The sequence below is a fragment of the Sphaerisporangium sp. TRM90804 genome (assembly GCF_029846175.1).
Taxonomy (GTDB): domain Bacteria; phylum Actinomycetota; class Actinomycetes; order Streptosporangiales; family Streptosporangiaceae; genus Sphaerisporangium.
This window is the reverse complement of record NZ_JARWAC010000030.1, coordinates 152,366-165,714: the sequence shown is the minus strand read 5'-3', so window position 1 is coordinate 165,714 and position 13,349 is coordinate 152,366. Positions and strand designations below refer to the sequence as shown.

Below are 13,349 nucleotides of genomic sequence, written 5' to 3'. Positions count from 1 at the left end.
CCGTCTACGGGCACCTCACCACAGGAGCGCCTGTCCGCCGCAGCGCCCACGTCGTCATATTCGATGCCGTCTCGATAATCAAGACCATACTTCTCATAAAATGGACAGGCGACTACGCTCCACCCATGGGACCCACCGGGGAGCTGAGGAAGATGCCCGAGAAGCCGCGCGCCGTCTACACCCACGGCCACCACGAATCGGTACTCCGCTCGCACACCTGGCGCACGGCGGCCAACTCGGCGGCGTACCTGCTCCCGCACCTGCGCCCAGGCATGTCGCTGCTCGACATCGGCTGCGGCCCCGGCACCATCACCGCCGACCTGGCGGAACTGGTCGCCCCCGGGCACGTCACCGCGATCGACACGGCCGAGGGCGTCGTGCTCCAGGCGGGCGAGACGGTGGCCGTCCGAGGGCTCACGAACGTCACCTGCGAGGTCGGCGACGTCTACGAGCCCGACCCCGGGAAGACCTTCGACGTCGTCCACGCGCACCAGGTGCTGCAGCACCTCGGCGACCCCGTCGCCGCGCTGGCCGCGATGCGCCGGGCGTGCGCGCCGGGAGGCCTCGTCGCCGCCCGCGACTCCGACTTCAGCGGCTTCACCTGGTACCCGGAGGTCCCCGCCCTGCGCGACTGGCTCTCGCTGAGCCTGCGCGTGACCCGCGCCAACGGCGGCGAGCCCGACGCCGGCCGCCACCTGCTCTCCTGGGCCCACCAGGCGGGATTCACCGACGTCACCGCCACCGCCTCGGTGTGGTGCTTCGCCACCCCCGCCGACCGCACCTGGTGGAGCGACCTGTGGGCCGACCGCGTCACCTCCTCCTCCCTGGCCACCCAGGCCATCACCTACGGCTACGCCACCCGGTCCGACCTCCACCGCCTCGCCGAAGGCTGGCGCGAATGGGGCGCCTCCCCCGACGGCTGGTTCACCGTCCTGCACGGCGAAATCCTCTGCCGCCCCTGAGCCGAGACAACGCGGCGACCGCTTGAGGCCTGTCCGAGTATTGATCCGGCCCGCTGGGCGTGAGGAAAGTGCTTGCCGTCCGTCGTCCCCCGTTACGATGCAATGGCTTCTGCTCGGGCACCTCTACCCGCGAGGAGACCAGGCACGATGGGGGAATTCGTCGGCATAAACCCGCATGCCGCCCAGCTTCTGCTCTCCGCCATGGACGACACCATGCGGGGCGCGGCGGCATTCAAGCCTCATCTCTCCGCGTCCATAACGGAGGCGGCCGACGACTGGCCGGCGGGCCCGGGAGCCGAGGTGCTCGACCGCGTGCACGCTTTTCTCGCCGGCGCACAACGCGACCTCGACTGGCGCGTTCAGACCATCCAGCGGATGGAGGACACCGCGTCGCGTGATGGCGTGAAAGGGGCGGAGTTCTTCTTTCCCAGCGCCGAGTCGGCGCACGCGGCGGGAGTCGTCGCGGGCGACGCGGTGAAAGCGGCATGGGCCGCCTACCAGGCCGACCCGAGCCCGCCCTCCTGGCAACGGCTGCGATCCGTCCTCGCGGAACGGCGCGGCAAGACCGCCGACACCGAGTACGCGGCCGGGTTACTCGCCCAGCTGGGCGCCGCCGCCTTCACCGGAATCCTCCGCGCCGAAAGCGCTCGCCACCGGAGCGGCCCTTCGGGCCACAGCCCCGACGACGTCGCCAGGATCAGCGACGATCTGGGCCCGCTGGCGGACGCCCTCGCCGCCGCGTCCACCATCGGCAAGGCCCCGCCCGATCTCCGTCCCCGCCTGCTCGCCGGCAGCCCCGTGGAAGACCTGGCCCTGCTGCTGGCCCTGGCCCCACAACCCACCGCGTTCGTGGCGCAGGCCGGGGCCAAGATAGCGAGGGCGAGCAGCCACAAGGGCCCGGACCCCGGCTGGAACACCCACTGGCTCGTCACGGCACTGACCAAGAACCTCGAAGCCACGCAGCTCCTCCTCGCCGACGGCAAGAGCGCCGAACTCCTGCTCCGCCCCGAGGTCGTCAAGGGAAACGGCACCCCCGCCTTCGAGACCCTCCTGGCGAAAGCCCTGGACAACGCCCTGGCAGCGGACGCCGGCGACCCCACGCTTCGCCGCGACGCCTGGATCAACACCATCAAGATCTTCGGCACCCAGTCCACCTGGTCATCCCTGAACCCCTCCATCCCCGACGGCGAAGTCCTCCAGGTCCCCTCCCCCCTGGCCCAGACCCTCGCCAAGCACATCCCCCAGCACTTCACCGACCTCGCCGCCGTGTGGGCCGCGAACAAGTTCGACGTATCCACCTCCCCCGACCGGGCTTGGATGCGACTCGGTTCGGATGAAGCCGTCAATTTCTTTGGAGGCCTTCTTCGGGACCCAGCGACCCTTCCCATCCTGGAGAAGCAGTACAAGGCGTTCGTCAAAGCTCTGCAACTGGGCGAGAGCCACCCATTCGGAAATGCCGTCACCGAAGCCGCGCGAGAACAGGAACGTGGTGTCTTCCTGAAGAAGGCCATGACCACCGGAGGGCTCGCCTCATTGCTCATCGGTGGTATCCATGAGGCCGATCTCACCGCCGAGGAGACTCGAGAGTTCTACTCTCAGCTCGCCATGTTCCCACTGGACATCGCGGCCGGAGCGGTGATCTCCCAGCTGGGCAAGGAACTCGTGGTGGACACCGCGATGGGAAAGGTGTCCGACTTCGTGGCGAAGAACCCCGGCGAGGACTTCCTGGGGAAGCTGTGGGACGGCGCACCGCCGGAGGAAGCCTCCGAGGAGGTGCGAAAGCTCGTCAATGTGCAGTTGGACGCGTTCGAGGCGTCACGGCGGGAGCACGGCCTGCCCGCCTTCAGTGACGGGGACCGGCAGTTCCTGGAGATCACGCTGCAAGGGCTGATGCTGCCGGTGGTGCTGGACGCGCTGGGAAGCCGGGGGGGTTGACGATGCCGGATCCCGCCGAGCTGCGACGCGAGGCCGACGCCAAGGACCGTCTCGCCGCACGGTTCGATCGCCATGCGGAGGCTCTCTCCGCCTTCTTCGAACGGATCCGGCTCGGGTCCCTCGATGAGGGTCCCGCATGGACGGGCCCGGCGGCTCAGCGCTTCGGCCACGAGTGCGCGCAGAGGAAGGCGGAGCTGGGAAGGTTGGCCGACCAATGCCATGAGGCCTCACGAAACCTGCGACTCGCCGCGCATCGACTGCGACAGCAGGCCCAACAGGTGACGACCGGAGCCTAGTCGTCACCTCACGGCAGGCAGTCGGTCTGGCCGAACACCTCGATACCCGGCTCCACCGCCTGGGTGACGACCCTGAACGTGATACCGGGATCCTTTTTCCTCAAGACGTGCACGGTGTGATCCGGCGCGTCGTCGGCGGACAAGGGGGCATCGTTCTCGTACCCGAGGACGCGGAGCTGAGAAGCCAGCGCGAACGCCACGCTTTCCGGTTTCTCTCGCGGGGTGAGAACGTCGCTTTCATTGAAGCGGCCGGTGATTCTGAAGCTACGGCGCGCCGACCCTTCGGAGCAGCCGGTCGGGTCGTTGTCCTTGCCCGCGCTCTTGTCCGCGACGACCGGAGCCCCGATGAACGCAAGCCGGCTCAGCACGGCACCATCTTCGGCCATGACCCGCGCGGCCTCGTCAAGGGTCGGACCGCTGCTGCAAGCGGACGCCGCGAGCAGCAGGAGGGCGCACACAGCGGCACATCGCACCTGGACGACTCTACTGAGAGTAGCCCTGCTCGGCCAGGTAGCGGAGCAGGCGGGCATAGGAGGATCGCTTTGCTGTCGAATTTGTGGATATATGGAGATATGTGCAGTCGGCCGCCATAATTCGAATGGCATTCAAAATGACATTCCACTTTCGCGCCCGCGAGAGGTCGAATAAGTTCTCCAGCGCCGGGGTTCGCTTTCTCAGGCGGGAGAGAGCCATGGATGGTGCCGACGGGCGTGTGGTGATCGTTGTGGTGGTCGCCACGGTTCTGTTTCTTGTGGGGCGGCGGTTTCAGCGGGTGGTGGACACGTGGGCGGGGTGGGGGAAGGCGGTGAAGGCCGCGGCGGATGCTCAGGGGAAGGTTCCCGGGGCCAAGGCGGCCGCGTGGGGGGCGTTCTGGCGCATGCTGGGGGTCGGGGCGGGGGCGTTGCTGCTGCTGGCGTTGATGGCCAACGCCGTTCGCCATATGTGACCCCGCCCGGTCGTGGACTCGTCGGTGCGGGTGGCCTCGGCTTGGTGACCCGGCGCCTGATGTGGCGGTGGCCGGCCTCGCGTCGGCCTGGGTGGGCTGAGTGGGCTGGCGAGGTCAGGAGTCCGGGGTGGCGGCGGCGAGTTGGCCGCAGGCGCCGTCGATCTCTCGGCCGCGGGTGTCGCGGACGGTCACGGGGACGCCGTGGTGCTCCAGGCGGCGGACGAACGCTCGCTCGTCCTCGGGGCGGGAGGCGGTCCACTTCGAGCCGGGGGTGGGGTTGAGCGGGATGAGGTTCACGTGGACGAGGTTGCCCTTGAGCAGGCGGCCGAGGAGATCGGCCCGCCACTCCTGGTCGTTGATGTCCTTGATCAGCGCGTACTCGATGGAGACGCGGCGCTTGGTGCGGGCGACGTAGCTCCACGCGGCGTCCAGCACCTCGGCGACCTTCCAGCGCGTGTTGACCGGCACGAGGGTGTCGCGTAGTTCGTCGTCGGGGGCGTGCAGGGACACCGCCAGCGTCACCGGCAGCCCCTCGTTCGACAGCTTCTCGATCGCCGGGACGAGGCCGACCGTGGAGACGGTGACGCCGCGCGCCGAGATGCCGAGCCCTTCCGGGGCCGGGTCGACGATGCGGCGCACCGCGCCGATCACGGCCTTGTAGTTGGCCAGCGGCTCGCCCATGCCCATGAAGACGATGTTGCTCACCCGCCCGGTGCCGCCGGGGATCTCGTCGCGGGCCAGGGCCCGAGCGCCGGCCACGACCTGCTCGACGATCTCGGCGGTCGACATGTTGCGGGTCAGCCCCGCCTGGCCGGTGGCGCAGAACGGGCAGTTCATGCCGCACCCGGCCTGGGACGACACGCACAGGGTCACCCGGTCGGGGTAGCGCATGAGGACCGACTCGACCAGCGCGCCGTCGAACAGCTTCCACAGCGTCTTGCGGGTGGTGCCGTCGTCACAGGTGATCTCGCGGACCGAGGTCAGCAGGCCGGGCATGAGCCCTTCGACCAGCCGGTCGCGGGAGGCGGCGGGCAGGTCGGTCATGTGCGCCGGGTCGGTGGTCAGCCGCTCGAAGTAGTGCCGGGACAGCTGCTCGGCACGGAACGGCTTCTCTCCCAGCTCGACGACGGCGGCGCGGCGCTCGGCCATCGACAGGTCGGCCAGGTGCCGGGACGGCTTGGCGCGCCGGGGGGCGACGAAAGTGAGCTCGGCGGACATGTCCTTCTCTCAACGTTTTGCCGGAAGCTGCAGTGGACAGCCATTCGGTGTGCTCTGTTAGTGATCCTCGGCCGATCGGGGAGACGTCCACCGGAAAGGCGGGTATGCGTTGGGCAGCACCGACGTCGTCCTCACCGACACCAGCCCCTACGGCAGCCGGGCGGTGACCGTCGAGCAGGACGGGGCGTCGTCGGTAGCTTACCTGCGCGACGGGGGAGGCGGGATCCACGGGGCCGTCTGGCTCGCCAACCACGGACCCGCCCCCTCCTACGCCACCGCCGGGCCGGAGGGCCCGTGGCGGTCTCCCGTGATGCCCGTGGCCCACACCCGCGTCCCGGAGGGCACGGCGCCGATCACGGCCGGCGAGCTGGAGGTGCTGTGGTTCGAGGAGGGCGACGGCGCCGCCCTGTACCGCAACGGTGAGCTGCTGGCGGTGATTCCCGGCTGGTCGGACCTGGAACACGGCATGCCCGGCTACGCCAGGGACGCCGTCGGCGAGTCGCCGCTCGCCTGGTCGCTGCAGGAGGCCCTGGAAGGCCTCGCTCCGAGGATCGCCAAGGCGCGCTCGTACTGGGAGTGGCGCGGCGGCGACAGCGCCTGGCCGTCCTTCCAGCAGTTCGTGATGAGCCACTTGGACGTCAGGGTCGGCGGGGCGGGCAGGTACTGGGACCTCGGCGCCGACCACCTGCCCACGGTGGGCGTCACCGAGCGGCCGAAGGACGGGTACACGGTGCTGTCCACCGTCGGGATGAGCTGTCAGCGGATGCCCACCGTGGAGCAGTACATCGAGCGGCCCGACACCTACGCGCGGGTGGAGCTGGCCGTGGCGACGCGGGGAGAGCCCACCGACGCGGCGCGGCTGTTCCTCTGGCTGGCGCGGTACCCGTGGCGGTCGGTGACCTGGCTGGGCCACGGGCACACGGCCCGCTGGTACGACGAGCCGGCGTCGTTCCCGCTGGGGGCCGGCTACGACGGCGTGCTCATGCTGGACACCGTGCCCGGCTTACCCGACTTATCGGGCTTCGCGTTCAGCGGTGACGAGGTGCGATGGCTGTGGCTCGTGCCGGTCACCGAGCAGGAGCTTCAGCACGTCGCCGAGCACGGGCACCAGCGCCTCACCCTCGCCGGGCGTATCCCCTGACGACGGTCATCGGGCGCGGGGCGCCCTGCCCTGTCAGGTGGGTATGAAGATCGCCAGAAGCAGCCAGACCGGGACGAGCGTGACGAGCAGCGAGTCGAGGCGGTCCATCACCCCGCCGTGGCCCGGCAGCACCGAGCCCATGTCCTTGATGCCGAGGTCGCGCTTGATCACCGACTCGATCAGGTCGCCGACGGTCGCGAACGCGGCCACCACGGCGCCCACGATCGCGCCCTGCCAGTACTGGCCGTCCATCAGCACCCGCACCAGCACCGCGCCGCAGATCACGCACGCCAGCACCGACCCGCTGAAGCCCTCCCAGGTCTTGTTCGGGCTGATGGCCGACATGCGGTGCTTGCCGAACAGGATGCCCGCGAAGTATCCGCCGATGTCGCTGGAGACGGTGACGGCCACGAAGATCAGCACACGGTCGGCGCCGTCGGTCTCGGCCAGCATGAGCGGGACGAACGACGCGAGCACCCCGGTGTACACCACCGTCAGGACGCCGCCGGAGGCGTCCCGCACATACCCGTCGGTGCCGCGGGGCATCCGCCAGATCAGCAGCGTGAGCACGGTCAGCGTGAACGCGCCGAGCAGCCATTCGGGCCCGCCCCAGTAGGCTCCTACGACCATGCCGACGAGGCCGGCCAGCGCCGGGGCCAGCGGCACCCAGATGTCTCGCACGGCGAACGCGCGGACCAGCTCGACGACGCCGACGGCCACGGTGACGAGCAGGACGGCCAGGAAGGCTTCCTTGACCGTGTAGAGCGAGACGATGACCGCCGCGCCCAGGCCGGCGCCGACGGCGATGGCCGCCGGCAGGTTGCGCCCGGTGCGCACGCGCCCCGAACGTGCCCTCTCGGCGCCCCGGGGGATGTCCGTGTCGTCGTGCGACCCGTCGGGGACAACGCCGCCGGCGCCCGCGGGCGGGCCTCCGTCGACTCCCCGGCCTCCGGCCGAGCCCGGACCGTCCGCCGCCGTACCTTCCACTGTGATCCCACTCTCGTACACGCCCACCACGCTCGGCGGCCGCCGTGCCAGTACCGCCGGGCGGCGGGGAGGGAGCACGATGGCCCCGAAACGTGGAGAGGGCGCTCCCCCTCGGCCGACACCGGAGTGGAAGCGCCCGAACCTGACCTGCGACCGCGCTCAGATGTCGAGCAGCTCGGACTCCTTGTGCTTCAGCAGGTCGTCGATCTTGGCGACGTGCTTCTGCGTGAGGTCGTCCAGTTCCTTCTCCGCGCGGCGCACCTCGTCCTCGCCGGCCTCGCCGTCCTTGACGAGCTTGTCCAGCGTCTCCTTGGCGTGCCGGCGGATGTTGCGCACCGAGACCTTGCTGCTCTCGGCCTTGGTCCTGGCGATCTTGATGTACTCCTTGCGGCGCTCCTCCGACAGCTCGGGGAACACCACGCGGATCACGGCGCCGTCGTTGCCGGGGTTGACGCCGAGGTCGCTGTCGCGGATCGCCTTCTCGATGGCGGTCATCGAGCCCTTGTCGTAGGGCTGGATGATGACCATGCGAGCTTCGGGGACGTGGAACGACGCGAGCTGCTGCACGGGCGTCGGGGACCCGTAGTAGTCAACAAGGATCTTGTTGAACATCGAGGGGCCGACCCTGCCGGTGCGGATCGCCGCGAAGTCCTCCTTCGCGACCGCGACCGCCTTGTCCATCTTTTCCTCGGCTTCGAGGAGGGTTTCGTCGATCACAGCGGCTCCCTATTTCCCTGCCGGACTCACCAGCGTGCCGATCTTTTCACCGCGGACCGCCCGCAGAATGTTCCCCTCACCCATCAGGTCGAAGACCACGATGGGCAGGCCGTTGTCCATGCAGAGGCTGATCGCCGTGGAATCCATGACCCTGAGGCCGCGCCGGAGCACCTCGCTGTAGTCGAGCTGGTCGAAGCGGACGGCGTCGGGGTTCTTCCTCGGGTCGGAGTCGTAGACCCCGTCGACCTGGGTGCCCTTCAGCAGCGCCTCCGCCCCGATCTCCAGGGCGCGCTGCGCGGCGCAGGTGTCGGTGGAGAAGAACGGCGAGCCGAGCCCCGCCCCGAAGATGACCACGCGGCCCTTCTCGAGGTGGCGCATGGCGCGCCGGGGGAGGAAGGGCTCGGCGACCTGCTGCATGGTGATGGCGGTCTGGACCCGCGTCTCGATGCCCCGCTTCTCCAGGAAGTCCTGAAGGGCGAGGCAGTTGATGACCGTGCCGAGCATGCCCATGTAGTCGGCACGCGCGCGATCCATGCCGCGCTCGGAAAGCGCGGCCCCCCGGAACATGTTGCCGCCGCCCACGACCACCGCGACCTGCACGCCCTCGCGCACGGCCTCGGCGACGGAGTCGGCCAGCTTGGCGACGACCACGGGGTCGATGCCCAGCGGGTCGGCGCCCGCGAACGCCTCGCCGGACAGCTTCAACATGACGCGCTTCCAGCGGAGCGGCCCGTTGAACGGCCTGTCCGGCCAGGCCGCCGACGTGGCGGATCGTAGGTTCTCCTGCACGGCGGCGGCCTCCCCGGTGTCGGTTGTGAAGCTGGTCAGATCCCTCTTGGGGCCAAGCCTATGCCTGACCGACCTTGTAGCGGACGAAGGCCAGAACCTTCACGCCCGCCTCGGAGGCGAACTTGGCGACGGTCTTCTTGCCGTCCTTGACGAACGTCTGCTCCAGGAGGGTGAAGTCCTTGTACCAGCCGTTGACGCGACCGTCGACGATCTTGGCGATCGCGGCCTCGGGCTTGCCCTCTTCACGGGTCATCTGCTCGAAGACCGTGCGCTCCTTCTCGACCACGTCGGCCGGGACGGCGTTGGGGCTGAGGTACTTGGGGGCCATCGCGGCGGCGTGCTGGGCGATGTCCTTGGCGACCTCGGCGTTGGGGGTGTCGAGCTGCACCAGGACGCCGACCGCCGGGGGAAGCTGCGGGTCGGTCTTGTGCATGTAGGAGGCGACGAAGCCGCCCTCCAGCACCTGGAACCGGCGGACCTCGATCTTCTCGCCGAGCGCGGCGTTGGCCTCGTCGAGGTGCTCCTTGACGGTCTTGCCGTCGAGCTCGGACTCCAGCAGGCTGGGCACGTCGGCCGGGCGCGACGCCAGGACGTGCGCCACGACGCGGGAGGCCAGCTCCTGGAAGATCTCGCCCTTGGCGACGAAGTCGGTCTCGCAGTTGAGCTCCAGCAGGGCGGCCAGCGACTCGCCGTCGTGCTTCACGGCGATCAGGCCGTTGGAGGCGGTGCGCGCTTCCCGCTTGCCGACGTCCTTGGCACCCTTCACGCGCAGGATGTCGACGGCCTTGTCCAGGTCGCCTCCGGCCTCCTCCAGCGCCTTCTTGCAGTCCATCATGCCCGCGGCCGTCAGCTCGCGAAGCCGCTTGACGTCGGCCATGTTCACGGAAGCCATTGTCTTTTCCTCGTTGAGTCGTCGTGGATCGGGTGGGTGCGCCCCCTTTGGCGCACCCACCCGGTAAAAGCCTTGCTAGCCGTACGGACCGGCGCCTGACTCAGGCCTGCCGCTCCTCGGTGGTCTCCGGGGTGGCGTCCTCGGCGGGGGCCTCGGCGGACGCCTGCTCGGCGGCGGGAGCCTCCTCGACGGAAGCCTGCTCGGCCGCGGGGGCCTCCTCGGCGGGGGCCTCGGCCACGGCGGTCTCCTCGGCGGAGGCCTCGGCAGGGGCCTCGTCCGCCTGCGGCGCGGACTCGGCGGCGGCCTCCGGAGCGGTGCCGGCGGCGGTCTCCTCGTCGTTGCGCGCGAGCAGCTCGCGCTCCCACTCGGCCAGCGGCTCGGCCACGGCGCCGGACGGCTTGTCGTCGCCGCGCGCGGCGCCGGCGCGGGTCATCAGACCGTCGGCGACGGCGTCGGCGATGACGCGGGTGAGCAGGCTGACGGCGCGGATGGCGTCGTCGTTGCCCGGGATCGGGTAGTCGACCTCGTCGGGGTCGCAGTTGGTGTCCAGGATGGCGACGACCGGGATGTGAAGCTTGCGAGCCTCGCTGATCCCGATGTGCTCCTTCTTGGTGTCAACGATCCACACCGCGCTGGGCACGCGCGCCATGTCGCGGATGCCGCCGAGGGTGCGCTCCAGCTTGTCCTTCTCACGGCGGCGCATCAGGAGCTCCTTCTTGGTGAGCCCGGAGCCTGCCACGTTGTCGAAGTCGAGCTCCTCGAGCTCCTTCAGACGCTGAAGCCTCTTGTGCACGGTGGAGAAGTTGGTGAGCATGCCGCCCAGCCAGCGCTGGTTGACGTAGGGCATGCCGACGCGCGCGGCCTGCTCGGCGATGGCCTCCTGCGCCTGCTTCTTGGTGCCGATGAACAGGATGGTGCCGCCGTGGGCGACCGTCTCCTTGACGAAGTCGTAGGCGCGGTCGATGAAGGACAGCGACTTCTGCAGGTCGATGATGTAGATGCCGTTGCGCTCGGTGAGGATGAAGCGCTTCATCTTCGGGTTCCAGCGCCGGGTCTGGTGCCCGAAGTGGACACCGCTTTCGAGCATCTGCCGCATGGTGACGACGGGGGCCATGAGTATGGTCCTCCTGGGTAGAGCGCCGCGAGGGCGCGCGTCTCGGTTGTATGCGGAAGCCTGGGGCTCCCGCCCTGACGCCCTGAACCGCCCCATCCGAGTCAACGACCCGGACCGAGAGGGCGGTTCGCCTGTGGGCGTGCGAAGTCGGCCCGCTTGACGAGCCACCAGAAGTGTACCCGGAACCCGGCCACGCCCAGCCCACGCATACAGGGTTCCTTACTTGTCAACCCAAGACGAAGTCAGTTTTCCGCCTCGGGCGGGTTATCCGGGCCGGTTCCGGACCGGCCGACGCCGGGTCCCGCGGGCGGCCGCGGGTAGAGGTAGACGACCCCCTGGACCAAACGGGCGTCCGGGGGCGCCTCCTCGGCGGTGCGGGTCTTGGCCAGGTACGGCACCAGGATCTCCGTCACCCGGCGGCCGAGCTCCTCCAGCTCCTCGGCGTTGGCGCGCAGGAGCATCTGGTTGAGCGTGCTGGCCTGCCGCCACTGCCTGGACTCGCGCACGCTGGCGTCGAAGTACCGCAGCAGCTCCTCGGCGATGCCGTTGACCACGGTTTTGGCCAGGACGTTCTTCGCCTCGGCCACCTCGGGGGTTAGTTCGTCCGGCTCGGCCACGGTGAAGCCGCGGTGGTGCGCCCGCCACAGGCGCTCGCGGCCGTCGCCGCGCGGCGGGGCGTCCTCGACGAACCCGTACTTGGCCAGCATGCGCAGGTGGTAGCTGCAGGCGCTCGGCGAGATGCCGGCGATCTCGGCGCATTCGGTCGCCGTCGCCGGACCCTCGGTCTGCAGGCGCTTGAGGATGGCCAGGCGCGACGGGTGCGCCAGCGCCCGCATGACACGCGGGTCCTCGACCATCTGGTTCCGCTGACTCATAGCAGGAACGGTAACGCCCTCCGTCTGCATTGGCGGCGATGTAGGCGGAATCGCGAAGGGTTGCTTTCACAACTGTGAAGGCTTACTTTCATAATCATGGTTGAGACCATCCCTCTCCGGCGGCAGCCCGACTACCGGCTGCTGTGGTCCGCGCGCGCGGTGTCCGAGACCGGCACCCACGTCACCCGTCTTGCCGTGCCCCTCACGGCGGCGACGCTGCTGGGCGCGACGCCGACCGAGATGGGCCTGCTCACCGGGGCCGCGACCCTGCCGTACCTGCTCTTCGGGCTGCACGCCGGCGCGTACGTCGACCGTCTGGCCCGTCGCCGGCCGATCATGATCGGGTGTGAGCTGGTCGCGGCCGCCGCGGTGGCCGCGGTGCCGCTCGCCTGGTTCGCGGGCCTGCTGTCCACGCCGCTGCTGATCGCCGTCGCGCTGGTCACGGGCACCTGCGCCGTCGTCTACCAGACGGCCTGGTTCCCGCACATCCCCAGCGTCGTCCCCGAGCACCAGCGGACGGCGGCCATCGCCGGCTTCCAGGCGGTGTACTCCACGGCGAGCGTCACCGGACCCGGGCTGGCCGGCATCCTGGTCCAGCTCCTGACCGCTCCGGTGGCCCTGGTGGCGGACGCGGCCTCCTTCCTGGTCTCGGCCCTGTGCCTGCGGTCCATCCGTTCCCCGGAGCCCGCCTCCCGTTCGGGGACGGCCGCCGGATCGCCGCGCCGTAGCCTTCTGCGCGACATCCGCGACGGCGTGCGCGCCGTGACGGGCAACCGGGTGCTGTGGACGCTGATCGGCGCGGGCGTCCTGGTCAACTTCGCCTCGGCCGGACACATGGCGCTGTACGTCCTGTTCGCCGTGCACACGCTGGGGCTGCCCGCGTGGGTGATCGGCCTGCTGACGGCGGCGTACGGCGCCGGGGGGCTCGTCGGCGCGGCCGTCACGCCCCGGCTGGCCCGCCGGTTCTCCGAGAACCGGGTGATCCTCGCCGGGGTGCTGTTCTTCCCGCTCGAGACGGCCGCGCTGGCAGCAGCGCACGGATCCCCCGTGGTGCTGGTGCCGCTGCTGGTGGCCGCGTACCTGGTCAGCGGCATCGCGGTGGTGGCGTTCAGCGTCTGCTACGGGACGGTGCAACTCCGCGAGTCCCCGCCTGAGGCGGTCGGGCGGGTGAACGCCGTCATGACGGTCTCCACCATGGGGGTGATGACGCTCGGTGGCGTCACGGGCGGCGTGCTCGGCGACCTGATCGGCCTGCGCCCCGCCCTGTGGGCCTGTGCCGCCGTCCTCGTCCTCGCCATCGCGCTCGTCTGGCTCTCCCCGCTCCGCCACGCCCCCTCGCACGCCCCCTCAGCAGAGCCGGCCCCGGCACCGCCGGCGAAGCGACCGGCGGAGCCCGGCCCTTCGAGAAGCACCGGCCACCAGGCGGGCGAGCCTTCCTCGACGCGACACCGGTGACCGGCACGCCCCTGTCCCAGGC

Annotated in this window: 13 protein-coding genes; 5 read left to right on the top strand and 8 right to left on the bottom strand. The window is 70.0% G+C overall.

Annotated elements, in window-relative coordinates:
- Positions 1-125: 125 nt before the first annotated feature.
- Both PYR91_RS32235 and PYR91_RS32230 read left to right on the top strand, forming a co-directional pair.
- Positions 126-962: a methyltransferase domain-containing protein gene (locus PYR91_RS32235; protein WP_279786011.1), complete on the top strand. Its 837-nt coding sequence runs from the start codon at positions 126-128 to the stop codon at positions 960-962.
- A gap of 147 nt (positions 963-1,109) precedes the next feature.
- Entirely contained in the window at positions 1,110-2,897 is a 1,788-nt protein-coding gene (locus PYR91_RS32230) for a hypothetical protein (protein WP_279786009.1), read from the top strand.
- Between the two features lie 304 nt (positions 2,898-3,201).
- Here PYR91_RS32230 and PYR91_RS32225 read toward each other — a convergent pair whose 3' ends face one another.
- On the bottom strand, positions 3,202-3,651 hold the full coding sequence (locus tag PYR91_RS32225; RefSeq protein ID WP_279786007.1) for a hypothetical protein: 450 nt from the start codon (positions 3,649-3,651) through the stop codon (positions 3,202-3,204).
- Positions 3,652-3,884: 233 nt separating this feature from the next.
- Here PYR91_RS32225 and PYR91_RS32220 point away from each other — a divergent pair, with 233 nt between their 5' ends.
- Positions 3,885-4,139 carry a hypothetical protein gene (locus PYR91_RS32220; protein ID WP_279786005.1) on the top strand — a complete coding sequence of 85 codons (255 nt, stop codon included), beginning with the start codon at positions 3,885-3,887 and terminating at the stop codon, positions 4,137-4,139.
- 114 nt (positions 4,140-4,253) lie between these two features.
- Here the strand turns inward: PYR91_RS32220 and rlmN are convergent, their stop codons facing one another.
- On the bottom strand, positions 4,254-5,357 hold the full coding sequence (rlmN, locus tag PYR91_RS32215) for a 23S rRNA (adenine(2503)-C(2))-methyltransferase RlmN (protein ID WP_279786004.1): 1,104 nt from the start codon (positions 5,355-5,357) through the stop codon (positions 4,254-4,256).
- A gap of 109 nt (positions 5,358-5,466) precedes the next feature.
- Between rlmN and PYR91_RS32210 the strand changes: the two genes are divergently transcribed.
- Positions 5,467-6,498 carry a suppressor of fused domain protein gene (locus PYR91_RS32210; RefSeq protein WP_279786002.1) on the top strand — a complete coding sequence of 344 codons (1,032 nt, stop codon included), beginning with the start codon at positions 5,467-5,469 and terminating at the stop codon, positions 6,496-6,498.
- Positions 6,499-6,531: 33 nt separating this feature from the next.
- Here the strand turns inward: PYR91_RS32210 and PYR91_RS32205 are convergent, their stop codons facing one another.
- From PYR91_RS32205 to PYR91_RS32180, 6 genes are all read right to left on the bottom strand, one after another.
- Complete coding sequence (locus PYR91_RS32205; RefSeq protein WP_279786000.1) at positions 6,532-7,335, bottom strand: phosphatidate cytidylyltransferase; 804 nt, start codon at positions 7,333-7,335, stop codon at positions 6,532-6,534.
- Between the two features lie 309 nt (positions 7,336-7,644).
- On the bottom strand, positions 7,645-8,202 hold the full coding sequence (gene frr, locus PYR91_RS32200; RefSeq protein ID WP_279785998.1) for a ribosome recycling factor: 558 nt from the start codon (positions 8,200-8,202) through the stop codon (positions 7,645-7,647).
- A gap of 9 nt (positions 8,203-8,211) precedes the next feature.
- Positions 8,212-8,910 carry a UMP kinase gene (pyrH, locus tag PYR91_RS32195; protein WP_279785996.1) on the bottom strand — a complete coding sequence of 233 codons (699 nt, stop codon included), beginning with the start codon at positions 8,908-8,910 and terminating at the stop codon, positions 8,212-8,214.
- Positions 8,911-9,049: 139 nt separating this feature from the next.
- Positions 9,050-9,883: a translation elongation factor Ts gene (gene tsf, locus PYR91_RS32190; protein WP_279785994.1), complete on the bottom strand. Its 834-nt coding sequence runs from the start codon at positions 9,881-9,883 to the stop codon at positions 9,050-9,052.
- Positions 9,884-9,983: 100 nt separating this feature from the next.
- Positions 9,984-10,997 carry a 30S ribosomal protein S2 gene (gene rpsB, locus PYR91_RS32185; protein ID WP_279785992.1) on the bottom strand — a complete coding sequence of 338 codons (1,014 nt, stop codon included), beginning with the start codon at positions 10,995-10,997 and terminating at the stop codon, positions 9,984-9,986.
- 242 nt (positions 10,998-11,239) lie between these two features.
- Positions 11,240-11,872 (bottom strand): transcriptional regulator, encoded by a 633-nt coding sequence (locus PYR91_RS32180; RefSeq protein ID WP_279785991.1) that lies wholly within the window; start codon positions 11,870-11,872, stop codon positions 11,240-11,242.
- Between the two features lie 96 nt (positions 11,873-11,968).
- Here PYR91_RS32180 and PYR91_RS32175 point away from each other — a divergent pair, with 96 nt between their 5' ends.
- Complete coding sequence (locus tag PYR91_RS32175; RefSeq protein WP_279785989.1) at positions 11,969-13,327, top strand: MFS transporter; 1,359 nt, start codon at positions 11,969-11,971, stop codon at positions 13,325-13,327.
- Positions 13,328-13,349 lie beyond the last annotated feature (22 nt).

What these genes read in the sequence shown, in the direction of transcription:
- PYR91_RS32235 (WP_279786011.1), top strand. Translation starts at nt 126, where the DNA reads ATGGGACCCACCGGGGAGCTGAGGAAGATGCCCGAGAAGCCGCGCGCC.
- rpsB (WP_279785992.1), bottom strand. Translation starts at nt 10,997, where the DNA reads ATGGCCCCCGTCGTCACCATGCGGCAGATGCTCGAAAGCGGTGTCCAC.
- rlmN (WP_279786004.1), bottom strand. Translation starts at nt 5,357, where the DNA reads ATGTCCGCCGAGCTCACTTTCGTCGCCCCCCGGCGCGCCAAGCCGTCC.
- PYR91_RS32220 (WP_279786005.1), top strand. Translation starts at nt 3,885, where the DNA reads ATGGATGGTGCCGACGGGCGTGTGGTGATCGTTGTGGTGGTCGCCACG.
- PYR91_RS32180 (WP_279785991.1), bottom strand. Translation starts at nt 11,872, where the DNA reads ATGAGTCAGCGGAACCAGATGGTCGAGGACCCGCGTGTCATGCGGGCG.
- PYR91_RS32230 (WP_279786009.1), top strand. Translation starts at nt 1,110, where the DNA reads ATGGGGGAATTCGTCGGCATAAACCCGCATGCCGCCCAGCTTCTGCTC.
- pyrH (WP_279785996.1), bottom strand. Translation starts at nt 8,910, where the DNA reads ATGTTGAAGCTGTCCGGCGAGGCGTTCGCGGGCGCCGACCCGCTGGGC.
- PYR91_RS32175 (WP_279785989.1), top strand. Translation starts at nt 11,969, where the DNA reads ATGGTTGAGACCATCCCTCTCCGGCGGCAGCCCGACTACCGGCTGCTG.
- tsf (WP_279785994.1), bottom strand. Translation starts at nt 9,883, where the DNA reads ATGGCTTCCGTGAACATGGCCGACGTCAAGCGGCTTCGCGAGCTGACG.